At 45.5% G+C, this 25915-nt stretch carries 20 protein-coding genes; 16 read left to right on the top strand and 4 right to left on the bottom strand.

Translation table 11 applies throughout. The features are described from left to right. Nucleotides 1–135 precede the first annotated feature (135 nt). Nucleotides 136–2913 (bottom strand): insulinase family protein, encoded by a 2778-nt coding sequence (locus R7P36_RS20840; protein WP_017635935.1) that lies wholly within the window; start codon nucleotides 2911–2913, stop codon nucleotides 136–138. 374 nt (nucleotides 2914–3287) lie between these two features. On the opposite strand from R7P36_RS20840, the gene sixA reads away from it, so the two are divergent. Continuing rightward, on the top strand, nucleotides 3288–3752 hold the full coding sequence (sixA, locus tag R7P36_RS20845; protein ID WP_005380537.1) for a phosphohistidine phosphatase SixA: 465 nt from the start codon (nucleotides 3288–3290) through the stop codon (nucleotides 3750–3752). 96 nt (nucleotides 3753–3848) lie between these two features. On the opposite strand, the gene smrB is transcribed toward sixA, so the two are convergent. Beyond that, nucleotides 3849–4379 (bottom strand): endonuclease SmrB, encoded by a 531-nt coding sequence (gene smrB / locus R7P36_RS20850; protein ID WP_005380539.1) that lies wholly within the window; start codon nucleotides 4377–4379, stop codon nucleotides 3849–3851. 62 nt (nucleotides 4380–4441) lie between these two features. On the opposite strand from smrB, the gene prmB reads away from it, so the two are divergent. Further along, nucleotides 4442–5374 (top strand): 50S ribosomal protein L3 N(5)-glutamine methyltransferase, encoded by a 933-nt coding sequence (gene prmB, locus R7P36_RS20855; protein ID WP_005380541.1) that lies wholly within the window; start codon nucleotides 4442–4444, stop codon nucleotides 5372–5374. Between the two features lie 179 nt (nucleotides 5375–5553). Beyond that, a complete protein-coding gene (aroC, locus tag R7P36_RS20860; protein ID WP_017820803.1) occupies nucleotides 5554–6639 on the top strand; it encodes a chorismate synthase in 1086 nt (361 codons plus the stop codon). Between the two features lie 223 nt (nucleotides 6640–6862). Here the strand turns inward: aroC and R7P36_RS20865 are convergent, their stop codons facing one another. Beyond that, nucleotides 6863–7486 (bottom strand): trimeric intracellular cation channel family protein, encoded by a 624-nt coding sequence (locus tag R7P36_RS20865; protein WP_005380544.1) that lies wholly within the window; start codon nucleotides 7484–7486, stop codon nucleotides 6863–6865. A 332-nt stretch (nucleotides 7487–7818) separates the two neighbouring features. Between R7P36_RS20865 and R7P36_RS20870 the strand changes: the two genes are divergently transcribed. The 3 genes from R7P36_RS20870 to R7P36_RS20880 all read left to right on the top strand — a co-directional run bounded on the left by R7P36_RS20870 (nucleotide 7819) and on the right by R7P36_RS20880 (nucleotide 9309). Continuing rightward, nucleotides 7819–8349: an elongation factor P hydroxylase gene (locus R7P36_RS20870; protein WP_005380546.1), complete on the top strand. Its 531-nt coding sequence runs from the start codon at nucleotides 7819–7821 to the stop codon at nucleotides 8347–8349. A 25-nt stretch (nucleotides 8350–8374) separates the two neighbouring features. After that, entirely contained in the window at nucleotides 8375–8638 is a 264-nt protein-coding gene (locus R7P36_RS20875) for a YfcL family protein (RefSeq protein ID WP_017635933.1), read from the top strand. Nucleotides 8639–8784: 146 nt separating this feature from the next. Continuing rightward, nucleotides 8785–9309, top strand: a complete 525-nt coding sequence (locus R7P36_RS20880) for an NADPH-dependent FMN reductase (RefSeq protein WP_005380552.1) — start codon at nucleotides 8785–8787, stop codon at nucleotides 9307–9309. Nucleotides 9310–9384: 75 nt separating this feature from the next. Here R7P36_RS20880 and mnmC read toward each other — a convergent pair whose 3' ends face one another. Continuing rightward, nucleotides 9385–11403 carry a bifunctional tRNA (5-methylaminomethyl-2-thiouridine)(34)-methyltransferase MnmD/FAD-dependent 5-carboxymethylaminomethyl-2-thiouridine(34) oxidoreductase MnmC gene (gene mnmC, locus R7P36_RS20885; RefSeq protein ID WP_017820802.1) on the bottom strand — a complete coding sequence of 673 codons (2019 nt, stop codon included), beginning with the start codon at nucleotides 11401–11403 and terminating at the stop codon, nucleotides 9385–9387. 128 nt (nucleotides 11404–11531) lie between these two features. Between mnmC and fabB the strand changes: the two genes are divergently transcribed. From fabB to purF, 10 genes are all read left to right on the top strand, one after another. Continuing rightward, complete coding sequence (gene fabB / locus R7P36_RS20890; RefSeq protein WP_213900071.1) at nucleotides 11532–12743, top strand: beta-ketoacyl-ACP synthase I; 1212 nt, start codon at nucleotides 11532–11534, stop codon at nucleotides 12741–12743. 340 nt (nucleotides 12744–13083) lie between these two features. Further along, nucleotides 13084–14217 carry a 4-phosphoerythronate dehydrogenase gene (locus tag R7P36_RS20895; RefSeq protein WP_017820801.1) on the top strand — a complete coding sequence of 378 codons (1134 nt, stop codon included), beginning with the start codon at nucleotides 13084–13086 and terminating at the stop codon, nucleotides 14215–14217. Next, nucleotides 14214–15227: an aspartate-semialdehyde dehydrogenase gene (locus R7P36_RS20900; protein ID WP_005380562.1), complete on the top strand. Its 1014-nt coding sequence runs from the start codon at nucleotides 14214–14216 to the stop codon at nucleotides 15225–15227. The genes R7P36_RS20895 and R7P36_RS20900 overlap by 4 nt, the downstream gene beginning before the upstream one ends. Nucleotides 15228–15424: 197 nt before the next feature. Next, a complete protein-coding gene (locus R7P36_RS20905; RefSeq protein WP_213900072.1) occupies nucleotides 15425–19711 on the top strand; it encodes a FimV/HubP family polar landmark protein in 4287 nt (1428 codons plus the stop codon). Nucleotides 19712–19853: 142 nt separating this feature from the next. After that, nucleotides 19854–20648, top strand: a complete 795-nt coding sequence (gene truA / locus R7P36_RS20910) for a tRNA pseudouridine(38-40) synthase TruA (protein ID WP_005380566.1) — start codon at nucleotides 19854–19856, stop codon at nucleotides 20646–20648. Between the two features lie 197 nt (nucleotides 20649–20845). Further along, nucleotides 20846–21772, top strand: a complete 927-nt coding sequence (gene accD / locus R7P36_RS20915) for an acetyl-CoA carboxylase, carboxyltransferase subunit beta (RefSeq protein ID WP_005380583.1) — start codon at nucleotides 20846–20848, stop codon at nucleotides 21770–21772. Nucleotides 21773–21818: 46 nt separating this feature from the next. Next, a complete protein-coding gene (folC, locus tag R7P36_RS20920; protein ID WP_213900073.1) occupies nucleotides 21819–23081 on the top strand; it encodes a bifunctional tetrahydrofolate synthase/dihydrofolate synthase in 1263 nt (420 codons plus the stop codon). 14 nt (nucleotides 23082–23095) lie between these two features. Then, nucleotides 23096–23689 (top strand): SPOR domain-containing protein, encoded by a 594-nt coding sequence (locus R7P36_RS20925; RefSeq protein WP_047104387.1) that lies wholly within the window; start codon nucleotides 23096–23098, stop codon nucleotides 23687–23689. Nucleotides 23690–23750: 61 nt separating this feature from the next. Next, entirely contained in the window at nucleotides 23751–24242 is a 492-nt protein-coding gene (locus tag R7P36_RS20930; protein ID WP_005380590.1) for a CvpA family protein, read from the top strand. Nucleotides 24243–24278: 36 nt separating this feature from the next. Beyond that, nucleotides 24279–25793 (top strand): amidophosphoribosyltransferase, encoded by a 1515-nt coding sequence (purF, locus tag R7P36_RS20935; protein ID WP_213900074.1) that lies wholly within the window; start codon nucleotides 24279–24281, stop codon nucleotides 25791–25793. The last annotated feature ends 122 nt before the right edge of the window (nucleotides 25794–25915 follow it).

Consider the following 25915-nt stretch of genomic DNA (forward strand, 5'->3'; position numbering starts at 1 on the left):
ATTAGAGCATAAGCCGCAATGGCGCAATTTCAATTTTCTGCCAATTATGGTGCCGATTCAATCTGTGAGACCGACAACCTCATGGGTTTGTAGGTTCATTCTAGTAATCGACAATTTTATTTCTGCGCAACTAGATCACCCCAAGCCGCAATCTTTTGGCCGAAGTTGGAACTCTTCAATCGATCCTATTTCTTGTCCTAGATGGATGCGCGGAGCCTCCGAATGCGCTTGACCTTGAGAGTGCATGATCAAACGATTTGCAGTACGAGGTTTCAATTCGTTCACAACGAAGCGAATCATGTCTGCGCGCGTCAGCTTCTTCAACTCCGCAAGTACCTTGTCACGTTGGTTAAACTCAGTGTCTTTGTTTCCTATCGCAACCCAAAGACGTTGAGCCCGTCCTCGAAGTGTGGTGTCCGGCGTTGCTATTTGGTTCCACAAGCCGCGCTTACTGCTGTGCCATTGGTAATCGTTTAACTCTAACAGCACCATATAAAAGGCATTTAAAAACTCATCGATTGAGGTAACCAGCTCGGCAGGTGCTGCATTAGGTGACTGCACATACAGTACAATACCAGGGTGACGATTTAGCGGCATATTGCCAGTGCCTACCATGTAACCTAATTGCTGCTTGGTACGGATTTCGTGGAAAAACGTTGCCGACATAAGGTGATTGGCCAATGAGTATAGCGCGATACTACGAGGCTCAATATCCTCGCACTGGTGGTAAATAACGACCGCGGAATCTTGCTGGTTACAATGCACCTCACGTTGAAAACTGCCATTTTTACCTAGCATAATGAGCGGACGAAGTGCCTCTTCATAACGTTGCTCGTTAACTCTTAGAGCATCCTTCAAGGTCGTAGCCATGTCATGGGCTTGCTGGCGTTGCCAGTCTCCGTAAACAAACATTTCAACGTGCAGTTCTGCAAGAATGGATTCTACGAATACCGAGAGTTCATCGACTTCGATTTCTTCTAGCGCTTCGACTAAGGTTGCGAAAGGCGGGTTATTGGGTTGAAGTAACCCAGTAAGTGCGTTAAACAGCTGCGAAATAGGGCGATCTTGTGAAGCATTTCTCCAGTTTCGTAACAGTTGTTGTTTGATGGTTTCAAAGCGAGCAGGGCTGAAATCTCGAGAAGCAAAACGGTGTAGAATCATTTCTAGCAACTGAGGCAGCTTTTGACTGAACCCTGAGAGGGTTAAGGTCACGCCACCTTGGTGAGCGTACATGTTGTAACCCATCCCTGCGATTTCTGCTTGATAGGTTTCTTTTGCTAGCGAATCGAGGAACATCTCTACACATAAGCGCGTTTTGACGATGTTCTTTGGTGATGCAACGGCATGAGAGCTGTCGATAGCGACATAAACGACACCTTTTGGCACGCGAAATTCGTCATCTTGCAAATGCCACAGCCGAAACCCTTCGAGATCCTCAATCAACTCTGGCAGTGAATCACCATTTTCGAGTGGCATGGGGTCGAGGTCGTAGCAAATATAAGGGTTCTTTTCCGGTAAGACGAATTGCCAGCTTGGGTCGATTTGTTGATAGAAACGACGTTGGTCTTCACTAAAAGGTGTGACGGAGTACGGGGTAAAGTACCATTCGGCAGTACGGTTGTATTCCAGGCCTTTAGCAATCAAAGTGACGCGTACATTATCGATGGTTAAGTATCGCAGCAATGAACGCTGTAACTCCTCATCGTAGCCCGCCATTTTGTAGTCACCATAAACCGTGTCTTCCGGTTGATAGTGCTGCATGTTGATCACCAGATGGCTGACGAGATCCATTGGGCGCGATGGCTCTTGGAAGCGAAAAGCCGATTCTAATACCGCTTGTTTTTCGAGATAGCGCCATTCATCTAACCCGTCTTGTTTGATCATCGAGAGGTATTGAAAAACTGCTTGAACGATATCATCAACATGATCTAAGCCGTTTGGCGTCAGGGTGCAGCTTACGGTAAAGTCTCGGTAGTTACTGCCACTCGCGCCGCCGCCCGCTGAGAGAGAAGTAATCCAGCCTTTTTCTTTGAGTTGAAGCATCAAACTGCCTTCTCCTTCATAACCCAACAGGTGAGCAAAGTAGGAGAGTGGCTTCACGCTATAATGCGCATCCATTCCCGGCATGGGGAATGTGAGAATCAGTTTACGGAACTCTTTGAGCGGCTCGACTTGAACCAAAATGCCCGTGCTTTCCTCAGTGCCTATCGGTACATCAATCGATTTTCCACGAAGGTGGTGATTTGGGATGTCGGCAAACATGGTTTCTACCCAAGCTTGCTGTTCATCGAGCGACTGTGGCCCAAATAGAGTCAGTGTCATCAAATCGGCGGAATACTGAGAGTGGTGAAACTCCACAATTTCGTCGCGGATGGATTTACCATCTCGGTCGCCAAGAGTATCTAAGTTTCCGACAGAGAATTTTGAAAACGGGTGCTCTGGATTGATGACTTCTTTGTTAACTTGATACAGGCGACGAGAATCATCATTGAGTTTGAGCTTGTATTCGGAGTCGACAGCCTGGCGTTCTTTGTCTAATGCTTCTTCGTTAAACAAAGGTGCGGTAAAGAATTGGCTAAATCGATCTAAGGCACTTTCAAAGGCATTTGGAGCAATGTTGAAAAAGAAACAAGTGTGCTCTGTACCAGTCCAAGCGTTGTTTGTTCCACCGTGTTGGCTAATATAGCTTTGAAACTCGCCCACTTTAGGGTATTTTTCCGTACCCAAAAAAAGCATGTGTTCTAAATAGTGTGCCAGACCTTGGCGATCGTTTGGGTCGTCGAAGTGTCCAACGTTCACTGCCAGAGCAGCTGCCGACTGTTGAGCTGTATCGGAATGAATCAGCAGTACACGCAGTTCATTGCTCAAGGTAATGTAGCGGTATTGATTTGAATCGTTAGGACTTAGATGCACGATGCGTCTCCAGATTTCGCATTACAGTAATTTAGGCTCCCCTCGCGGGGGGCGCAAAGTTTGCGTTTCGACAAATACTGCTTGCCGTATTTTTGTTATTCGTAGACTTCTGCACAGGCCCATCGCGTTTGCGTATGGGGAAGAACTGTTTGAGTGAATGCTCTGAACTCATTGCACAGTTAAATAGTGTGATGAACTGAGTACATTCTTTTAATAGATTGTTAAGAAAGTCGCTATCTTTAACAAGCGAATTGGTATAATGAACAGATAATTATATCAGTATTTTTGTTTCGTCATTGTTAAAGTTAGCCCCGTCTATCTAATAAAGATAGCAGTCAACCTTTTGGTAGCGTTAGCTATCCCTAGGAAATAACATGAAAATATTCATCATGCGTCACGGTGAAGCCGAGCATTTTGCAGATTCAGACGCAGCACGACAATTGACCCCAAGAGGCAGAGTCGAATCAGAAGCGGTTGCGAGAGCCTGTAAAGAACAGGGTTTTGCGCAATTCGATAAAGTGTTGGTGAGTCCGTACATTAGAGCTCAACAAACTTGGCAAGAGATCAGTGCGTATTTCTCTGCAAAAAGCATTGAAACTTGTGAAGATATTACACCTTATGGCCAGTCCGAGCATGTCTTCGATTTCGCAAGTGCGTTAATAGAAGTCGAACAATTGGACTCGCTTTTGTTCGTATCGCATTTGCCTTTGGTCGGTTATCTGACTTCAGAGTTTGTAAAAGACATGACACCACCGATGTTTCCTACATCAGGGCTAGTGTGCATTGAATATGATTTACAAACACAAAATGGTGAAGTGCTATGGCATATTACGCCATAAGTGTCTAAACCAAAATAAGCGTTTGCAAATTAGAGACAGAATAAGAAAGGCAGGAGATCCCTGCCTTTTCGTTTCGTCGTGTCTACAGCAAGCTTGTTACTTTTCAGGAATTGAAAGCAACACTAACAACGCACCATCACCACCAAATTCTAGTGGCGCTTGGTGAAAAGCCATAACGTCAGGATGCTGTGCTAACCAAAGTGGGGCTTTCTGTTTCAGGATGTGTTTCCCAATACCATGTTGCACACACGCACAATGAATCTCGTTTTTGATGCAATAGGCTATCATCGCACCAAGCTCGCGTTTTGCTTCTTGCTGTGTCATGCCGTGCATATCGAGGAACACGTCCGGTACATACACGCCACGACGTAGACGTTTGACTTCATAAGTGGAGACGTCGTCACGTGCATAACGAGTTGGACCTTCATCGTTTAATAGAGGGACAAACTCGTCTGAAAAGTAAAATTCAGAGTCACTCGCTTCACGGTTGGAGCGCTTGATTTCTTTTTGCTTAGTATTTTTTTTTGGTTGCTGGATTATGGTATCCTGTCGCAACTTTTTTACGCCCTGTACTGCTTCCTGAAACAAGGCGAAATCGTCATCGTTCTCGGTGTCTTTTTTGCTCATTAGGTAAACAATTTCATTAATAAACTTTATTGGCAGTATTGTAGCGCTTTTCGGAGGCAATTTTGGATAAGATTTTTGTAGAAGAAGCGGTATCGGAACTGCATACCCTTCAAGATATGATTCGTTGGACGGTAAGCCGCTTTAATGCAGCGAACCTGTTTTACGGTCATGGTACTGATAATGCGTGGGATGAAGCAGTTCAGCTTATCCTGCCAACCTTATACTTGCCGATTGATGTGCCTCCGCACGTATTGAACTCTCGCCTAACGACAAGCGAGCGTCTGCGTATTGTTGAGCGCGTAGTAAAACGCATCAACGAGCGTACGCCAACAGCATACCTAACAAACAAAGCATGGTTCTGCGGTCTTGAGTTCTTCGTTGATGAGCGTGTACTTGTGCCACGTTCTCCTATCGGCGAATTGATTCAAGCGGAATTCCAACCTTGGTTGGTGGAAGAGCCTACGCGCATCATGGACCTATGTACGGGTTCTGGTTGTATCGCGATTGCTTGTGCGCACGCTTTCCCTGAAGCAGAAGTGGATGCTATCGACATCTCTACAGATGCTCTACAAGTGGCTGAGCAAAACGTACAAGATCACGGCATGGAGCAGCAAGTGTTCCCAATTCGCTCTGATTTGTTCCGTGATCTTCCAAAAGAGAAATACAATCTAATCGTGTCCAACCCACCATATGTGGATGAAGAAGACATGAACAGCCTGCCAGATGAGTTCACGCATGAGCCTGAGCTTGGGCTAGCTGCGGGTACGGATGGTCTAAAACTAGTGCGTCGTATTCTTGCTAACGCGCCAGATTATCTAACAGATAACGGCATTCTTATTTGTGAAGTCGGAAACTCAATGATTCATATGATGGAACAGTACCCAGAGATTCCATTTACTTGGATTGAGTTCGAGAACGGCGGTCATGGCGTGTTTATGCTAACGCGTGACCAGCTGGTTGAGTGTGCAGAAGAGTTTAAACTGTACAAAGACTAATAGAGTCTTGCACTAAACATCAAAACACCGAGCTTTATGCTCGGTGTTTTTTTATGCATACCTCGCCGATATTAACTCTTTACATCAAAACGTAATAAAGCCACTATGAATCCACGAAGAATTGGAAAGCAGCTATGCTCTGTTTTGAGAGAGCGTGGCGATAAAAACTTGAGGAAGTAATGGCAGGAAACAGTATCGGACAACATTTCCGAGTGACGACATTCGGGGAAAGTCACGGTATCGCACTGGGATGTATCGTAGACGGATGTCCTCCGGGGTTGGAAATTACAGAAGCAGATCTACAAATTGATCTCGACCGCCGTCGTCCAGGCACATCACGTTACACCACACAACGTCGTGAACCGGATGAAGTTAAAATTCTTTCTGGCGTTTTTGAAGGCAAAACCACGGGCACATCGATCGGTTTGCTAATTGAAAACACCGATCAGCGCTCAAAAGACTACTCTGACATCAAAGATAAGTTCAGACCGGGTCATGCTGATTACACTTACCACCAAAAATATGGCATCCGCGACTATCGCGGTGGCGGCCGTTCTTCAGCTCGTGAAACCGCAATGCGTGTGGCTGCTGGTGCAATCGCGAAGAAATACTTAAAAGATGAGTTTGGTGTTGAGATTCGTGCTTACTTGTCACAAATGGGTGATGTATCTATCGACAAGGTAGATTGGAACGAAATCGAGAACAATGCATTCTTCTGCCCTGATGCTGACAAAGTAGAAGCATTTGACCAACTTATCCGTGACCTGAAAAAAGAAGGCGACTCTATTGGCGCAAAAATCCAGGTTGTGGCAACTAACGTGCCTGTTGGTCTTGGGGAACCCGTATTTGACCGTTTGGATGCAGACATCGCGCACGCACTAATGAGCATAAACGCGGTGAAAGGCGTGGAAATCGGAGACGGTTTCGACGTGGTAAACCAAAAAGGCAGTCAGCACCGTGATACGCTTGCTCCTGAAGGTTTTGGTAGTAATCATGCGGGTGGCATTCTTGGCGGTATCTCGACTGGTCAAGACATTGTCGCTAACATTGCGCTTAAGCCAACATCAAGTATCACTGTGCCGGGTGAGACCATCACAAAAGAAGGTGAACCAACTCAGTTGATCACCAAAGGTCGTCATGACCCATGTGTGGGTATTCGTGCTGTGCCTATCGCAGAAGCGATGCTGGCAATTGTGGTGATGGATCATTTACTACGCCACCGTGGTCAAAACCATGGCGTAACAACTGAAACACCGAAGATTTAAGAGCTTTGTGTCATTCCAGCGAGCTATAGCGAGACTAGGAATCTAATTTCAGCACGATGAAAAGAGAAAGAAACATCTCTGACAACAGAGTGCTCGGATAATAGATCCTGAATCATGCTCCTTCGTCGCTGTTCAGGATGACTGAATATAAAATTATGCCACTCACTGAATCGCGGGTGGCACAATTTTATCAGGCAACCTTTTTTGTTTAAGTAGTTTTTGCTTAATGAATCGAGCCTTCGGTTTCCAAATGGAAAGAAGGCAGACGCCACTTAAAGCGCACTGCAGCCATACGCAGCATGTAACCAGTAACCAGTGTAATGATCGTGGCAGTGACATCGGGAACATTAAATTCTAATAGCGCTAAGTACATTCCTGATGCGATAAGAGCGACAGAAGCGTAAAGCTCTTCATGCAGTACCAATGGTGTTTGGCGACAGATTAAGTCACGAAGTAGCCCACCGAATACACCAGTTACTAACGCTGAAACCATACAAATACCAGGGTGCAAGCCCATGCCCATCGCAATTTTTGTTCCGATGATACTAAACACGATTAAACCTAGTGCATCGAGGCGAATGAACAGACCTTTCAGCTTAATCACCCATTTCGCTAAACCTGTTGTTAGCACACCTGCAACACACGTAATTGCAAGGAACTCTGGGTTTTTTACCCAACCAAGAGGGTAGTGGCCTAATAGAATGTCACGTACGGTGCCACCACCAATGGCCGTTGCGCTGGCCACCAACATAACACCAAACCAGTCCATCTTTCTTCTACCAGCACTTAACGCACCTGTCATGGCTTCAGCCGTGATACCAATGATATACAACACACTTAGCAACATAGGGAAACACTCAACGTAAAAAGTCACTACGTTCTACGAGAATCAGCGTAGGCGAAGTAACAACACTTACAAACGGTTCTATCTCTCTTAAAAAGTGATTAAAACCAGCAACATGCTTGTAATCAAACGGCTTAAAAATAGCGGTTTGAACGGCATCAAAATAAGGCGAGAGTGTAGTGGTAAATAAGTACGCTGACGAATGAGAAATTGTATGGAGAAAGCGATGTTCAGATAAATTCAACTAATAACCAAAAATGTGGGGTTGCCTTTACCTCATAGCTAAAAACAGCGACAATATGCAGCGCATGTCAAACTGAAGTACAAACTCGACGATGACCCACGAATACCAAGACTTAATCACCATTTTTAATGACACCTTTTTAGAACAATTTAATACGAAATTAGAGTTAGGTGGTGATGAGCCTATTTATCTTCCTGCTGATGATGAACACCCTCATCATCGGATTATTTTTGCTCGGGGTTTTTACGCCTCTGCTTTACACGAGATCTCGCATTGGTGTGTGGCTGGTCCAGAGCGTCGTTTGCTGGAAGATTTTGGTTATTGGTATGAACCTGATGGGCGAACAGCAGAAGTTCAAGCGGAGTTTGAGAAAGTTGAAGTGCGACCTCAAGCTTATGAATGGATTCTGGCACAAAGCGCTGGCTTCCCTTTTACGGTGAGTTGTGACAATCTACACGGCGATTTTGAACCAGATAGGCTCGGCTTTATGAAAAAAGTGCATAAAGAAGTGCTAGGTATTTTGGACGTTGGCTTGCCTTTGCGAGTGAAAATGCTTTCTGATGCCCTGCGCGCATTTTATCAAACTAAGCCACTGGAAGCGTCGGACTTTTGCGTTAAATAACCACTAATAACCTCAGAGATACACCATGATTATTGAATTTGAAGAAAAACTACTGGAACTGATTGATGCTCGAATTGAAACAGCATCTGACGATGAATTGTTTGCTGGTGGTTATTTACGTGGTCACATCTCTTTATCCGCGGCGTCTTGTGAAGAAGAAGGGATTAGCGATATTACTGAGCTGAAGTCACGCATTGAGAGCAGCTTAGAAAATGCGCGTACCGAGTTAAGCCCGGCCGATCGCGTGATTGTCAGTGATTTGTGGCAGGAGCTCCAGGCTCAGGCTTAGTCCCTAAGCAGCGTTCTCCCTTTATTTAATCCTAGTCATTTACTACTTCGAAAAATTCGAACCTCTCCATAAAATTTTTGTGGTTGTAGCGAAACTGTTCAACTTTTATTCTGATCAGCATAAAACGTGAACAAAGGATTACAACCATGAAAATTGTCGCATTTGGTGCATCTACCAGCTCTACCTCAATCAACAAACTACTTGCTACATACGCAGCAAATCAAGTCGAAGGCGCTCAAGTGAATGTTCTAGACTTAAACGATTATCAAGCGCCAATGTTTAGCGAGGACAAAGAGAAAGAAATAGGTCAAGCTGAAGGGGCTGTCGCGTTTTTACGTGACTTGGCGGAGGCTGACGCTCTCGTTGTTTCCTTCGCAGAGCACAACGGTTCGTACCCAGCGGCCTATAAAAACTTGTTCGATTGGGCGACGCGCATTGAGCGTAATGTATTTCAAAACAAACCTGTCGTTTATTTAGCAACTTCCCCAGGTCCCGGTGGTGCGCAAAGTGTTCTTGCGGCGGCGACAGGTTCTGCACAATTTTTTGGCGCGGATGTAAAGGCATCGTTATCTGTGCCGAGCTTCTACGAAAATTTTGACGTGGAATCGGGTAAGGTTGTAAACCCAGAAGTGGCAGAGCAAGTGAAACAGGCAGTTGCACTGCTGAAGTAATCTCAGTACGAGCGACTTAATGAGTTAGCGATTCCCGACACGTGTCTGTGTCGGGAATCAAAACAGAGAATACTCTTACAGCTCGGTAATGGCTTTGCCTTTTCTTAGTTTACGAACCCACATTCGACTTGGGTGAAGTTCGGTCAATACATCAACCGGTAATGGCAGCGGGTCCCCACAGATCTGGGAGGCCAACACTTCAGCTAATAATGGTGCAGAGCTCAGTCCACGAGATCCTAAACCTAAGAAGCAGAATAGGTTAGGGTACTGATGAATGGTTTCTACCTCTTCTTCTTTTTGATTTTGTAAGTTGGTGTATTGCGTTTTGATCGTCTCAAAGTCACCCACATTTCCGACAAATGGTAAGTGATCTCGGCTAACACAACGAATACCTTGGCGAGATTGATTACCAGTGATATCTACCTCTTTTGCCCATGTTTGATTCGGTACACATTTCACTAGCTTTTCTGCATTATCTTTTTGGGCGTTTTCATCAAATTCGTAGTCAAGGTGACTGCGGTCGTAGCTTGCACCGATACACAAGTGTTGATTACTTGGGTTAACAGGTGTCATGTAACCGTCGTAACACAACACCGTTTTCAGCTGACTCAGCGTTTCGGTTGCTGGCGCATGACTGACTTGTCCTTTCACTTGTCCCATTGGTAGGGAAGCGGTTTGACTCAATGTCTGGAACTCATGGCCGTTCGCAATCACAACCGTTGAGTGCTCAAATGTTTGACCACTCGCTGTTAGTAGCCAGAGCTGACGCTTTTCATCCCAATCTAATGCCTCAACATGGTGTTCAAACTTCGTTGAGAGTAACGACGTCTTCTCCAATTGTTTTATTAACCCACGAGTTAACTCGGCAGGGCACAGCCACCCTCCCATTGGGTAGTGCACAGATGCCATATCAATAGGTAACCCGATAGTGTTCGCAGTCTCCTCGGCGGACAGCTTGTGAATGAGCTCTGGTGTGAAGTTACCCGCAAGTATTTTCTCCAGTTTGTCTGTGGATTTGTCATCCCACATCAACTGAGTTACGCCACACCAGTCATGATCAAAATCGATCTCTTGTGCTGCTTGTTCAACAAACTGACGTGCGAACAAAAATGCAGGAGCAAACACACGCGAAACGCCAGTATGGGGACCGTTCAACAATGGATACACGGCCCCTTGACGATTACCCGACGCTCCTTTGGCTGGTTGTTTGTCTTTACAGTAAAGGGTGACGTTTTGGCCACGACGAACTAACGTTTTCGCTAACGCCGCGCTGGCTATACCACCGCCAATGATGGCAATCGAATCAAGATTGCTAGATGCTGTGCGATTGAACCAAGGGAGATGGTTCGACTGCTTTTCACGTTGCTCCATAGAGCCGGCGATCATTTCTCGCTTAGTGCCGAAACCTTTCACCTTTTTCATTGTAAAGCCAGCTTCGTTCAAACCACGACGTACAAAGCCTGCTGCGGTAAACGTGGCAACTGTACAATCTTGCTTGGCTAGCTTTGCCATGTTGTTGAACAGGCCTTGGTTCCACATCTCTGGGTTTTTGCTTGGCGCGAATCCATCTAAGAACCAAGCATCAATCAAACCTTGTTCGTTGTATGGGACTTGCGGCATGCAGTCTTTAATGTCACCAAACCAAAGGTCGAGTGTGATTGCGCCGTCTTCTAAAACGATGCGATGACACTCCGGCACAGCGGCAGGGTAGTGCTTTTGTAACTTTTCCGCGTATTCAGCTAGCTCAGGCCAAGCTTCATGCGCCTTCTTTAAATCGGCTTTGCTTAATGGGTATTTTTCAAAGCTAATAAAATGCAGCTCTTTCAATGTTGCGTCCGGATGCTGACGACGAAACTCACTAAACCACTGGCATACTGCTAAGAAGTTTAATCCCGTGCCAAATCCTGTTTCACCAATGACAAAACGTCTTTGGTCAAATTCCTGCCATCTTTCTGGGAGATGATTTTGTTTTAAGAAAACGTAGCGTGTCTCTTCAAGACCGTTTACGTTAGAGAAGTAAACATCATCAAATTGGTCTGAAACCGGAGTACCAGCTTCGTTCCAACCAAGTTCTGCGTTTTTTATTGAAGTCATAATGGTGCAAATTTGTGATTTGGCGCGGTAAGAATGGGGCGATTGTACGAATTTATGGGAAAGCTGACCACTTTTGTTGACTATCTTAGTTATCATCTAGCGGATTTTTGAATTATAGGAATGTCATAATGAAACGAGTCGTAATCACCGGTATGGGTATTGTTTCAAGTATCGGTAACAACGTCGAAGAAGTTCTAGCGTCTCTTAAAGCGGGCAAATCTGGCATCACTGCATCTGAGCAGTTCAAAGAACACGGTCTTCGTTCGCAAGTATGGGGTGATCTAAAAATCAACCCGGCGGAACACATCGACCGTAAGCAGATGCGCTTTATGGGTGATGCGGCTGCTTATGCATACCTATCAATGGAGCAGGCAATCGCAGACGCTGGTCTTACAGAAGAGCAGGTTTCAAACGATCGTACCGGTATCGTTGCAGGTTCTGGCGGTGCTTCTGCATACAATCAAACGGTAGCGACAGACACGATGCGCGCCAAAGGCGTAAAGCGAGTTGGTCCTTACATGGTTCCTCGTACTATGTCTTCTACTGTTTCTGCTTGTCTTGCTACGCCATTTAAGATTCGTGGCGTGAACTACTCAATGAGCTCTGCATGTGCAACATCTGCACACTGTATCGGCCATGCTATGGAGCTTATTCAACTAGGCAAACAAGATATTGTTTTTGCTGGTGGCGGCGAAGAGCTAGATTGGTCTCAAACTATGATGTTTGATGCGATGGGCGCACTGTCAACCAAATACAATGACACGCCAGACAAAGCATCTCGTACATACGATGCAGACCGTGACGGTTTTGTTATCTCGGGCGGCGGCGGCATGCTGGTTATTGAAGAACTAGAGCACGCACTGGCACGTGGTGCGAAAATCTACGGTGAAATCGTAGGTTACGGTGCGACATCAGATGGCTACGACATGGTAGCGCCATCAGGTGAAGGCGCAATTCGTTGTATGAAGATGGCGATGCAAGACGTTGATGGTGTGGATTACATCAACACGCACGGCACATCGACACCAGTTGGTGACGTGAAAGAGCTTGGTGCTATCCAACAATTGTTTGGTGAGAACAGCCCTGCAATCTCTGCAACAAAAGCAATGACTGGCCACGCACTCGGCGCAGCGGGCGTGCACGAAGCGATTTACTCAACACTTATGCTAGACAAAAACTTCATTGCTCCAAGCATCAATATTTCAAACTTGGACGAAGCAGCACAAGGTCTGGACATCGTGACAGAAGCACGTGATACAGAGCTAACGACCGTAATGTCAAACAGCTTTGGCTTTGGCGGCACAAACGCAACTTTGGTTATTAAAAAGTACCAAGGTTAACTGAATTTGTTGGCGCCTTGCGAGAGTACTGTAAACGCCAACAATCCAGTTTCCAGAGCTTGATCAGTCACACTGATCGAACAGACGCAGACTCTATCCCATGGAGAGCGGGATAGGATCCTTTTGTTCTGGAACTTTGCCCGGCTATTTAGCCGGGCTTTTTCTTTTCTCTGTTTCTGCTTTTCTCTAGGCTTCCCGTCAATCGATTCTATAGGAGTTACCTCCTTGAGGTTTATTGGTGTTATATCTTGAGATTTTTCGGGAAAAGGGCACAATCGCTTTAGTTTCGCATCTTGCGAATAAACGAACTCTTACAAATGGATGTTAGAACGCTGGCGCTATGAAAATTATTGTTGATGAAAATATGCCGTATGCTGAAGAGCTATTCAGCCAACTCGGTAACGTAATTCTAAAACCAGGTCGTACACTGACCGCCGATGATTTAGTGGATGTTGATGCCCTAATGATTCGCTCAGTCACCAAAGTTAATGCTGACCTGATCAGCAAAGCAAACAAGCTGAAGTTTGTTGGTACGGCCACGGCAGGCATGGATCATGTTGACCAAGCACTCTTAAAAGAGAAAGGCATTTTCTTCACTGCGGCGCCAGGGTGTAACAAAGTGGGTGTGGCGGAATACGCGTTCAGCGTGATGATGGTGCTCGCTCAGCAACAAGGTTTCTCGGTATTTGACAAGACGGTAGGTATTATTGGTGCAGGCCAAGTAGGTAGCTACCTAGAGAAATGTTTGAAAGGCATGGGTATGAAAGTTCTCATCAATGACCCATTCAAACAAGAGTCTGGTGATCCTCGTAGCTTTACTCCGTTGACAGAACTGATTGAAAGCTCAGACATCATTACACTACATACGCCAATCACCAAAGATGGCCCATACCCAACGCATCATTTGATTGATGAGAAGGTATTAAATGGTCTCCGCAGCGATCAAATTTTGATTAACGCGGCTCGAGGTCCCATCGTTGACAACGCTGCTTTGAAGCAACGTCTTTTGAAAAATGATGGCTTTACAGCGGCACTCGACGTATTTGAATTTGAACCAGAGGTTGATATGGAGCTTCTGCCTCTGCTAGCATTCGCAACCCCTCACGTTGCAGGCTACGGCTTGGAAGGGAAAGCTCGCGGTACAACGATGATTTTCAACAGCTACTGTGAGTTCTTAAATAACGAATTACGTGCGCATGCCAGCGATTTACTGCCAACCGCGCCTGTTCCTACTATGGTATTGGACAGAGCTTGGGACGAAGCAACACTGCATAACATCACGCAGTTAATCTATGATGTGCGTAGAGATGACGCTCTTTTCCGCCGTGAAATCAGTAAGCCAGGCGCTTTTGACCTGATGCGTAAAAACTACTGGGATCGCCGTGAATACAGCGCTGTCACGCTAGTGGGTAACAAAACATGTAACCTTGCTCCATTAGCAGAACTAGGTTTTCAGATTGAGGTAAGTCAATGAGCCAGCAATATAATGTTGCCATTTTAGGTGCGACCGGTGCGGTCGGTGAAACAATTTTGGATGTGCTTCAAGAGCGCAAATTCCCAGTAGGCGAAATCTTCCTACTCGCGAGTGAGCGCAGCGAAGGCAAGACTTACCGCTTCAATGGTAAAACGGTACGCGTTCAAAACGTAGAAGAGTTCGATTGGTCTCAAGCGCATATCGCACTGTTTTCTGCTGGTGGTGAGCTATCAGCCAAGTGGGCTCCAATTGCCGCTGATGAAGGCGTGATTGTTATCGACAATACATCACACTTCCGTTACGAGTACGACATTCCTCTTGTTGTGCCAGAAGTAAACCCAGAAGCGATTGCAGAGTTTCGTAACCGTAACATTATCGCGAACCCGAACTGTTCAACCATCCAAATGCTGGTGGCACTAAAACCAATTCACGATGCGGTGGGCATTGAGCGTATTAACGTATCAACTTACCAATCGGTGTCTGGTGCAGGCAAAGCGGGTATCGATGAGCTAGCAGGTCAAACGGCGAAGCTGCTAAACGGTCTGCCTGCAGACAAGAAGCAATTCTCTCAACAGATCGCGTTTAACTGCATTCCACAAATCGATCAGATGATGGAAAACGGCTACACCAAAGAAGAAATGAAAATGGTGTGGGAAACACAGAAGATCTTTAACGATCCATCAATCACAGTCAATCCAACGTGTGTACGTGTTCCTGTATTCTACGGTCACGCAGAAGCACTTCACATTGAGACTCGTTCACCTATCGATGCACAAGAAGTCGTTAACTTGCTTGAACAAACTGACGGTATCGAAGTGTTCCACGGTGAAGACTTCCCTACACAAGTTCGCGATGCGGGCGGTAAAGACCATGTAATGGTTGGCCGTATCCGTAACGATATCAGTCATCATAGTGGCGTAAATCTGTGGGTTGTTGCTGATAACGTGCGTAAAGGCGCGGCAACTAACGCGGTGCAAATCGCAGAAGTTCTGATCCGCGATTACTACTAAGTCGTTTACAATTCATTTCAAAGCCTCGCACAGTGCGAGGCTTTTTTGTACGAACGAAACAAAATAGTGTGAGATTAGTACGAATATGGCGAGAGCCACACATTTTTTATTCTCAACGCTATAGTTTTGCATGCGATATCCGATATATTTAACCGATCACCATTTCAAATTGTATTTAGCACAAAACTGAGCCTTCTATGCGTCAAAATTATAAGCGTTTGTTAGCAGCCCTTGTGTTGATGAGCGCGACTCAGACATCATCAGTGGTTCAAGCCGAAGGAATTCGTCTTGTTGGACCGTCTGGTGAAGTGCAATCATCTCCGAGCTATGCTGAAGATATTGAGCGAGCATTACCTGCTCCTCCTGCGAATACTCAACCGTCACGTTTCTTTGGTCCGACTGGTGAAAATCAAACACTATGGTCGATCGCTTCAGAATTACGACCTTCACGCGGTGTTACCGTTCAACAAACGCTTCTTGCCATTTACCGAATTAACCCTCAAGCGTTTGAGAACCAAAACATTCATGAATTGATCCCAGGGAGTCGGCTACGAGTACCTTCTCTAGAGCAAGTGCAAAGCGCGACCACAGCGCAAGCTGTTGCGATTATGAAGGCGCATGAAGCTAAGTTAAAACAGCCGAAGCCGACAAATAGAGCGACGCCAGCACAACGAGTCACCGAGCAACCAAAGCCACAAATTAAAGTAGAACCCAAGCCTGCGGCTAAGCCAGAGACAGTGGCTGCAACGGAGCCAAAACCAACTCCGAAAACAATACCCGTCATCCCTGCGCCACCAGTAACCACCTCTCCGCAGGGTGAAAAGCAGGTCAGTGCGCTAAAGGACAAACTTCAAGGCTCACAAAGTGAATTAGAGTCATTAGAAGAGAAGAATCATCGTCTTCGATTGATGCTGTCAGAAGTGCAAAGCGAAGTCGAAACTTTGAAAAGCGAGCTGAATGACGAAGAACGCATTCGCTCGGAAGTCGAGAAGCTGCTTGCTGAAGAACGTCAGCGCCTTGCTGAACAACAACGCATGCAACCAAGCACCATGGACAAAATTTTGTCGAATGGTTGGCTTGTTGGTCTTGCGGCATTAATTCCTGGTGCTTTGATTGCGTTGCTAGTTGTTATGCTTCTTGGTCGACGCTCTAAAGCGAAAGAGGAAGATGCGGCTGCACAGGAACAGCAAAACGTTGATCCTCTTGCGGCGCCAATCGGTTTAGCGGCGGCGGATGAGCTTGATGAAGAGCTCACGCTTGATGATGAATTGTTTGCAGATGAAGATATCAACACACAGTCTTTACAAGAAGAGAAGTCAGATTTAGAAGAAGACGTCTTTGCTAACCTCGACGATGAAGAACTTGATTTCAATCTGGAAGGGGACGATGACCCATTTGCAGATATTGGCGATGACGGTGACCTAGATGTTGGTCTGGATGAGTTTGAGTCATCGAACAATGGTATCCAAGTCAACGGCGAAGAAAAAGCGCTTGGTTTAGAAGAAATGGAGCGAGCCTTAGATGAGGTTGCTCCAGAACTAGAAGTGCTCGATGACGATGAGTCTGGCTTCGATCTTTCGGATGATGCGAATGAGAAATCAGACTCGCTTTCAGACGACGCATTTGCCGAGTTACTTGCAGCCGATGAGCCGTCAGAAGAGTTACCAAGTGACACTGTCGACCAGGATATGCTTGATGACTTGTTTGCTGAACTTGGCAACGATGACTTCGATTTAGATACTGATGAGCCTGAGTTAAAACAGCCCGTTTCGGATGATGACTTTAGTGTAGGAGGGGCATCTGACGACGATATCGATAAGCTATTGGCCCAGTATGAACAACCGGCTAGTGAATCGGAAGTTCGAGAAGCTGACGCCAATGAAGGTCCTGTTCTAGATGAAAACAGTACAGAGCTACTCGATGAACTCATTGATTTTGATGAAGATGACACAGACGAGTTTGATCCACTAAACGAGCTAGAAGCAATCTCTGGTTTTGAAGGTGATGACTCGATCGAAGAGTTAGACGCAGATAGCACAGACTTACTGGACGAACTCATTGATGATGTTACCTCTGAACTTGATGAAGAGACTGAAGCTGATTTAGATCCGTTTGATGATCTGATTCGAGAGGACGAGAGCCCAGAGCAGAATAAATCGGAAGAGGAAGAGTTACTGAAATCACTTGGTTTTGGTGAGCCAGACGCCGACGAAAAGCCATCTCCCGCAGTTGGGTCAGAACAAACTCATGAAGATCAGGACATTGAGTCTGGATTGGACATCGACGCTTTATTAAGTGAAAGCCAACCAGACGCTGCAAAAGATCAACCATTAACCGAGCCAGAGGCTGCTTCAGAGCCATTTAGCAGCGATGAATTTCTTGGTGATTTAGAGGACCTCTCACCAGAGAATGATCCTTTAATGAGCGAGCTAGACGACCTATTTGAGTCAGACAGTGAAGAACTTCTGCCAACAGAACAAGAAAAAGCGGATTTTTCTGCTGAACTTGACGCTCTATTTGATAGTGAAGACGATTTACCGCAGCAAGTTGAAAAAACACAAACGGAGATAGAGGAAGCTTCATCACTACAACAAGAGGCTACCGATACTGATTCAACACAAGAACCATCCGTGGAGTCCGATGCTGAGGTACAGCCTCACGTTGAGCAAGAGGAAGACATTCCAGCCTTCACACCGACACCAAATACAATAGAAAATGAATTCGGTGTTCCACAAGAAGAAGATTGGCTACTGGATGAACCTGAATTGGAGCCGGAAACTGAGTCGACCAACGATTCAGAAGAAGAATTCAATTTTGATGAGCTAGATCTTCCAGAATTCAGCGAAGAAGATGCTCTAGCATCTATGGCTGGCGAACCTGCGTTAGAAACGTCCGAGTCTGTTAAACCAGAGCAAGTCGAAGCTGACTTACCAGCTGAGTCCGAAGAAGAGTTCAATTTTGATGAGCTGGATCTTCCAGAATTCAGTGAAGAAGACGCATTGGCGTCTATGACGGATGAGCCGGAGTTAGAAACGTCCGAGTCCGTTGAGCCAGAACAGGTTGAAGCCGACTTGCCAACTGAGTCCGAAGAAGAGTTCAATTTTGATGAGCTCGATTTGCCAGAGTTCAGTGAAGAAGATGCACTGGCGTCTATGGCTGGCGAGCCTACGTTAGAAACGTCCGAGTCCGTTGAACCAGAACAAGTTGAAGCCGACTTGCCAACTGAATCAGAAGATGAATTCAATTTTGATGAGCTAGATCTTCCTGAGTTTAGTGAAGAAGACGCATTGGCGTCTATGGCGGATGAGCCGGAGTTAGAAACGTCCGAGTCCGTTGAGCCAGAACAGGTTGAAGCAGACTTGCCAGCTGAATCAGAAGATGAATTCAATTTTGATGAGCTGGATCTTCCTGAGTTTAGTGAAGAAGACGCATTGGCGTCTATGGTGGATGAGCCGGAGTTAGAAACGTCCGAGTCCATTGAACTAGAACAAGTTGAAGCCGACTTGCCAACTGAGTCCGAAGAAGAGTTCAATTTTGATGAGCTCGATTTGCCAGAGTTCAGCGAAGAAGATGCCTTGGCGTCGATGGAAGAAGAGCCAGAATTACCGAGCTCTGAGACTGCAGATATAGAACCAATCTCCGGTGAGGATGAAGAGTTAAGTTTTGACGACCAAGATCTTCCAGAGTTCAATGAGGAAGATGTTCTCGCATCAATGAACGAGGGTGCGCCAGAGAGCCCTAAGGTTGAAGCAGAGACATCGAGACCAGCTATTCAAGCCGATAACGATCATGATGCTTTGTTTGAAGTATTTGCGCAGCAAAACGGCTTTGATACTGACCCAGAAGTGCAGCCAACAGCGACAGAGGGTGAGCCGCTCAGTAATTTGGATGATGAATCATCAATGGCTAACCTTCTTGCGGAAGACGCAAACTCAGAAGTATTTGAAGGTAAACTAGACAGTGACACCATCGCAAGTGCAGGTATGGATTTTGAAACCATGCTTGATGTTGGAGATGATTGGGATGGCTTTAAACCCGCTGCTGATAACGTAAGTTCTACTGAAGAAGTGCCTGAGGACCAGCGTGATGTTTGGAATTCGAGTGATGCACTAAGTCAGCCAGAGATCGCGCAAGAAAACTGGGCAGAGCAAAGCGACTTGGATGACTTCGACCCGAAGAAAAATCAATTTATGACGATTGATGAATTGATGGCTCAGGTCGACAGAGAAGGTGGTGAGTTCGAAGAAGAAGACCTTAAGCTCGATGTCGGATTGAACGAGTTTCCAGATGTTATCGGCGAGATCGGCGATATTGACGTAGATAACAATGCTGAAGCGGCTGGGAAACTGGATTTGGCTAAAATCTATCTCGAGATGAACGATTCTCAAGGGGCGATTAAACTACTAGAAGAGGCGATTGTTTACGGTGAGGATGATATTCGCCGCGAAGCAAAAAGCCTGATTGACGCCATTAATGGCCGATAAACCGAAACAAAAGGGTAGCGTTTGCTACCCTTTTTGTGTCCCGTTAGTAGGATGCTACCTTCATGTCACCCTTGGTGAAACTGGCAACTTGAGGTGACTTGAGTATATACTTCCCGCCCCATTTTAGAGTTCGAAGGTTAAGATGAGAATCGCATTAGGTATCGAGTACAACGGTACAAACTACTTTGGTTGGCAGCGCCAAAGAGAAGTGAAAAGTGTCCAAGAAGAGCTAGAGAAAGCATTGTCCGTCGTCGCTAATCACCCAGTTGAAGTTCAGTGTGCTGGTCGGACAGACGCAGGCGTGCATGGCACGGGACAAGTTGTGCACTTTGATACCAACGTTACTCGAAAAATGGTAGCTTGGACCATGGGCGCAAACGCGAACATGCCAAGCGATATAGCGGTTCGTTGGGCTAAGGAAGTTTCAGATGATTTCCATGCAAGATTCTCAGCGACAGCTCGCCGTTATCGTTACATTATTTTCAATCATGCTTTACGTCCAGGCATCCTAAACTCGGGGGTTAGTCACTATCATGGTGAGCTCGACGAGAAAAAAATGCATGAAGCAGGGCAGTTCCTACTTGGCGAAAATGATTTTACGTCGTTTCGCGCGGCGCATTGTCAGTCTCGCAGCCCATTTCGAAACTTGATGCATCTGAACGTTACGCGCCATGGGAACTATGTGGTTATTGATATTAAAGCTAATGCGTTCGTGCATCATATGGTTCGTAATATCACGGGTAGCTTGATAAAAGTTGGACGTGGCGAAGAGAGTCCTGAATGGATCAAGTGGTTATTAGAAGCCAAAGATCGCAAACTAGCGGGTGCTACAGCGAAAGCGGAAGGTCTGTACCTGGTAGATGTAGACTACCCAGAAGAGTTTGGGTTACCTGAAGTGCCGATCGGTCCACTGTTTTTACCAGATAATTTGAACTAATTTTACAAACTTATTTCAAAATATCGGTAGTGTTTACATTGAATGTGAACGGAAAACATACGCTATTTACGATATCAAAAATAGGTACAACCAGTTTTTTATCTACAGTAGCTGCAAGATATGGTTTAATCCGTCGGTATTATGTCGAATTTATATCTTTCGCAATGAAGCGGAAGAGTTGAGAGAAAAGGTCTTCCATGAGTTGGCTTGAAAAGATTTTAGAGAAAAGCAATCTAGTAAGTTCACGCAAAGCTTCTATCCCAGAAGGTGTGTGGACTAAATGTACCTCTTGTGAACAGGTTTTATACCATGCAGAGCTAGAGCGTAACTTAGAAGTTTGTCCAAAGTGTAACCATCACATGCGTATGAAAGCGCGTCGTCGTTTGGAAACATTTTTAGATGAAGGTAATCGAGTTGAATTAGGTTCTGAACTTGAGCCACAGGATAAACTGAAATTTAAAGATTCTAAGCGATACAAAGAGCGTATCTCTGCTGCACAAAAAAACAGCGGTGAGAAAGATGCGCTAGTTGTGATGCAGGGTGAATTGCTTGGTCTGCCGCTTGTGGCGTGTGCGTTTGAATTCTCCTTCATGGGTGGTTCAATGGGTTCAGTCGTTGGTGCTCGCTTTGTGAAAGCAGTGGATGCAGCCATTGAAAATAACTGTGCGCTTGTTTGTTTCTCAGCAAGTGGTGGTGCTCGTATGCAAGAGGCTTTAATGTCTCTTATGCAAATGGCAAAAACCAGTGCTGCGCTTGAGCGTTTATCAGAAAAAGGTCTGCCGTTTATTTCTGTTCTAACTGACCCTACAATGGGTGGTGTATCAGCAAGTTTGGCTATGTTGGGTGATATCAACATCGGTGAACCTAAGGCCCTCATTGGCTTTGCTGGTCGTCGTGTAATCGAGCAAACTGTACGTGAAGATCTTCCTGAAGGTTTCCAGCGTAGTGAGTTCCTACTTGATCACGGTGCTATTGATATGATCGTTGACCGTCGTGAAATGCGTCAGCGTGTGGGTGGTCTTATCGCTAAGATGACTAACCACAAGTCTCCTTTGGTGGTTTCGGTTAACGAATCTCCAAATGAAGAGCCATATTCTGTACCAGAAGCGGACGAAAAAGGGTAAAGTATCAACTAACATAAAAACCAAAGAATTTAATGGTTAAAGTTAGATGACCCAAAACCCAATTCCTCAAGCCACATCTTCATTAGAGATGTGGCTTGATTATTTAGCAAATATTCATTCCTCAGCAATTGATCTAGGCTTAGACCGTGTCCAAGCGGTAGCAAACAAAGCCAATCTTACCAAACCAGCTCCAACCGTAATCACCGTTGCCGGAACCAATGGCAAAGGCTCAACGTGTGCGTTAATGGAAGCCATTTTACTTGATGCTGGCTATTCAGTCGGTGTTTACAGTTCTCCGCACCTGATTCGTTACAACGAGCGTGTACGCATTAATGGCGTTGACGTTGTAGATGCAAAGCACTGTGAAGCATTCGATTATGTAGAAAAGCAGCGTGGTGATGTTAGCCTTAGCCTCTTTGAATTCGGTACGCTTGCTGCGCTACGTATTTTCCAAGTAGAGAAAGTTGACGTTGTCTTACTTGAAGTAGGACTTGGCGGCCGTCTAGACGCCACTAACGTTGTTGACCATGATGTTTCTGTTATTACGAGCTTAGCGATCGATCATGTGGATTGGCTTGGTGATGACATCAATGTTATTGGTTTTGAAAAAGCGGGCATTTACCGTTCAGGGAAGCCAGCAATTTGTGGTCAACCAACGCCACCAGCGACCGTGGCGGCTCATGCTGACGATATTGGTTCTGAGTTCTTCCAAGTAGGTATTCAGTACGATTACCAACTAACTGATAATGGTTGGAAGTGGAGCAGTGGGGCATTTGAGTTAGAGGATTTACCAATCCCATCGCTACCATTACAAAATGCAGCCACTGCACTGATGGCACTAGGGGCTTCGGAATTGCAAATCACTGACATAAATATTGTCAATGGCTTGAATAATGCGCGTTTGGCGGGGCGTATGCAAGTACTGCATCACGAACCTGAAATAGTCCTTGATGTCGCTCACAACCCGCACTCTGCTGAGTATTTGGTAGAGAGAGTGAAGCAACAATATCTGGGTAAGAATATCCATATTGTGGTTGCAATGCTGCATGACAAGGACATTAAAGCAACCATTGAAGCTATAACTCCAGTTGCAACACAATGGTATCCAGCGTCGCTTACTGGACCGAGAGCGGCGACCGCTGATGAATTGTGCCAATACTTACCTGATGGGCAAGTTCATTTTGAAAACCCTGTTGACGCCTTCGAGAGTGCGAGAAGCCACGCAAAGACAGGAGACGTTATTCTGGTGGTTGGCTCATTCCATACCGTCGGAGAGGTATTGGAACATTGGCAATCAAATAATAAATAAGTAAAGGTATTTTGATGGCAAGTAAATTCCAAAGTCGTTTAGTCGGCACCATCATTCTAGTCGCAGTCGGAGTCATTGTTCTTCCCGATGTGCTAGATGGTAAGAAACTGCACTACAAAGAAGAATTTGCCAGTATTCCTATCAAACCAGAACTTGATAGTGATGTGGAAAACTTCGAAATATTAGAGCCAGTGGAAGACGACATTACGTTACCGGATTCTCCGGTTGAAGCTGAAGTGCAAGAACGTGAGGATGCTCAAGTAGCCGTTTCTGAGCCCGAGCCAGCGCCAACATCTAAACCTGAGGTCATCAAACAACCAGAGCAAGTTGAGGTCGTCACTCGTCCTGTTCAAGAGAAAAATCAATATGAAGATTCAGCTTGGATCATTCAGTTGATGGCACTTAAGAATCACGAAAATGCTGTCGCGCTTGTCGCGGATTTGCAAAAGCGTGGTTATCAAGCTCACACAAAGAAAGAAAACGAGTTTACGAGAGTGATTGTTGGCCCTGATGTGTCAAAAAGTAAACTTGAACGACAAGTTCAAGAATTACAAAAAATTACAGGTTCAAAAGGCCAATTGCTTAAATTTAAGCCATTAAATCCATAAGAAAACGTTTGCGTCAGCATTTTTTCTGTTAAAATGCGCGCCAACTTAAGATGAAGAAAAGATGAATTGGATAGATTTTATCATTTTAGGTGTGATCGGATTTTCAGCTCTGATCAGTTTAGTTCGCGGTTTTGCTAAAGAAGCTTTGTCTTTGGTGATTTGGTTCGGAGCGTTTTTTATCTCCAGTAATTACTATGCCAAATTGGCGGTGTACTTCACCAACATCGAAGATGATATGTTTCGTAACGGAGCGGCGATTGCGGCGTTATTTGTCGCAACCTTGGTAGTTGGTGCAGTGGTGAATTACGTCATTGGTCAACTGGTACAAAAAACAGGGCTATCAGGTACGGACCGAATTCTCGGGATTGTATTTGGTGGTCTACGCGGAGTCTTAATTGTTTCTGCGGTGCTGTTTTTTATGGATGCGTTTACTGCATTCCCAAGCTCGGATTGGTGGAAAGATTCACAGTTGATCCCTGAGTTCAGCCGTATCATCGCCCCATTCTTCGAGCATTTACAAGCAACATCAAGTTTTCTGTCTGGCACTATCTAGTAGTGCCAGCTACTGTCGCAAATCGAGGATTAGGACATGTGTGGTATTGTTGGAATCGTGGGCACAACGCCTGTAAACCAGTCTATTTATGACGCGTTAACGGTGTTACAGCATCGTGGCCAAGATGCCGCTGGTATTTGTACCATAGAAAGCAATCGTTTTCGTCTACGTAAGGCGAACGGTTTAGTCAAGGATGTATTTGAAGCAAGACACATGCAACGCCTGCAAGGCGAGGTCGGAATTGGTCATGTTCGTTACCCTACAGCAGGCAGTTCAAGCGCTTCAGAAGCTCAACCTTTCTACGTAAACTCTCCTTTCGGTATTACACTTGCCCACAACGGTAACTTGACTAACGCTAACGAAGTTCGTCAGAAGCTGTTTGAAAAAGATCGCCGTCATATCAATACCACTTCAGACTCTGAAGTATTACTAAATGTACTGGCGCACGAAATTGACTCAGTAAAAGGAAATGTCACGACCGAAGACGTATTCCGCGCAGTCACCAATGTTCATCGCACAATTCGCGGTGCTTATGCTGTGACAGCTATGATCATTGGTCATGGTATGATTGCATTTCGTGACCCACACGGTATTCGCCCGCTGTGTTTAGGTAAGCGTGAAGTTAACGGCAGAGCAGAGTACATGGTTGCGTCTGAATCGGTGGCATTGGATGCGGTCGGTTTTGATTTCGTCCGTGATGTTGCACCTGGTGAAGCGATTTACGCAACGTTCGACGGTGAGCTTTACACGAAGCAGTGTGCAGATAATCCTATGCTGAACCCTTGTATTTTCGAGTTCGTGTACTTTGCTCGTCCGGATTCGTTCATCGATAAAATTTCGGTATACAGCGCTCGCGTTGAAATGGGTAAAAAGCTAGGCGAACGTATTCGTGAAGATTACGCAAACCTTGATATCGATGTTGTCATTCCTATCCCTGAAACGTCTTGCGACATTGCACTGCAAATCGCTCAAGCGATCGATATCCCTTATCGCCAAGGTTTCGTGAAAAACCGTTATGTTGGACGTACGTTTATCATGCCTGGCCAGCAACAACGTAAGAAATCAGTACGTCGCAAGTTGAATGCTATTCGTTCGGAATTCAAAGGTAAGAACGTGTTGCTGGTGGATGACTCTATTGTTCGTGGTACAACGTCAGAGCAGATTATTGAGATGGCTCGTGATTCTGGTGCCAAGAAAGTGTACATGGTCTCAGCGGCTCCTGAAGTTCGTTTCCCGAACGTATACGGCATTGATATGCCAAGTGCTACAGAGCTTATTGCCCATGGCCGTGACAACGATACAATTTGTAAGCAGATTGGTGCCGATGCGCTTATTTATCAACGTCTAGAAGATTTGGTAGAAGCTGTAGGTCTTGGAAATCAAGACATTACTCAGTTCGATACTTCCGTGTTTAACGGTGAATACGTAACGGGTGATATCGACCAACAATACCTAGATTTTTTAGATGGTCTTCGTAACGATGATGCGAAAACACAACTTGAAATCCAACAGGACTTAGCAAACCTAGAGCTTCATAACGAAGGCGCATAGGATGCGCTTTCTTAAGTCGTAAAAAAACCAGAGCTTCGGCTCTGGTTTTTGTTTTCAGCCCTAAACCACCTACTTCAGTAGGTGGTTATCATCCGTTTCGGCTTTGCCTGTAAAACTACTCA

It is taken from the genome of Vibrio sp. 397, from assembly GCF_033339395.1.
In the GTDB taxonomy this organism is placed as follows: Bacteria; Pseudomonadota; Gammaproteobacteria; order Enterobacterales; family Vibrionaceae; genus Vibrio; species Vibrio alginolyticus.

Bases quoted from the DNA above. Each gene is read 5' to 3' on its own strand.
- accD (WP_005380583.1), top strand. From the start codon at position 20,846: ATGAGTTGGCTTGAAAAGATTTTAGAGAAAAGCAATCTAGTAAGTTCA.
- R7P36_RS20905 (WP_213900072.1), top strand. From the start codon at position 15,425: ATGCGTCAAAATTATAAGCGTTTGTTAGCAGCCCTTGTGTTGATGAGC.
- smrB (WP_005380539.1), bottom strand. From the start codon at position 4,379: ATGAGCAAAAAAGACACCGAGAACGATGACGATTTCGCCTTGTTTCAG.
- R7P36_RS20865 (WP_005380544.1), bottom strand. From the start codon at position 7,486: ATGTTGCTAAGTGTGTTGTATATCATTGGTATCACGGCTGAAGCCATG.
- aroC (WP_017820803.1), top strand. From the start codon at position 5,554: ATGGCAGGAAACAGTATCGGACAACATTTCCGAGTGACGACATTCGGG.
- R7P36_RS20900 (WP_005380562.1), top strand. From the start codon at position 14,214: ATGAGCCAGCAATATAATGTTGCCATTTTAGGTGCGACCGGTGCGGTC.
- R7P36_RS20930 (WP_005380590.1), top strand. From the start codon at position 23,751: ATGAATTGGATAGATTTTATCATTTTAGGTGTGATCGGATTTTCAGCT.
- truA (WP_005380566.1), top strand. From the start codon at position 19,854: ATGAGAATCGCATTAGGTATCGAGTACAACGGTACAAACTACTTTGGT.
- folC (WP_213900073.1), top strand. From the start codon at position 21,819: ATGACCCAAAACCCAATTCCTCAAGCCACATCTTCATTAGAGATGTGG.
- R7P36_RS20870 (WP_005380546.1), top strand. From the start codon at position 7,819: ATGACCCACGAATACCAAGACTTAATCACCATTTTTAATGACACCTTT.
- purF (WP_213900074.1), top strand. From the start codon at position 24,279: ATGTGTGGTATTGTTGGAATCGTGGGCACAACGCCTGTAAACCAGTCT.
- mnmC (WP_017820802.1), bottom strand. From the start codon at position 11,403: ATGACTTCAATAAAAAACGCAGAACTTGGTTGGAACGAAGCTGGTACT.
- R7P36_RS20895 (WP_017820801.1), top strand. From the start codon at position 13,084: ATGAAAATTATTGTTGATGAAAATATGCCGTATGCTGAAGAGCTATTC.
- sixA (WP_005380537.1), top strand. From the start codon at position 3,288: ATGAAAATATTCATCATGCGTCACGGTGAAGCCGAGCATTTTGCAGAT.
- R7P36_RS20925 (WP_047104387.1), top strand. From the start codon at position 23,096: ATGGCAAGTAAATTCCAAAGTCGTTTAGTCGGCACCATCATTCTAGTC.
- R7P36_RS20880 (WP_005380552.1), top strand. From the start codon at position 8,785: ATGAAAATTGTCGCATTTGGTGCATCTACCAGCTCTACCTCAATCAAC.
- R7P36_RS20875 (WP_017635933.1), top strand. From the start codon at position 8,375: ATGATTATTGAATTTGAAGAAAAACTACTGGAACTGATTGATGCTCGA.
- fabB (WP_213900071.1), top strand. From the start codon at position 11,532: ATGAAACGAGTCGTAATCACCGGTATGGGTATTGTTTCAAGTATCGGT.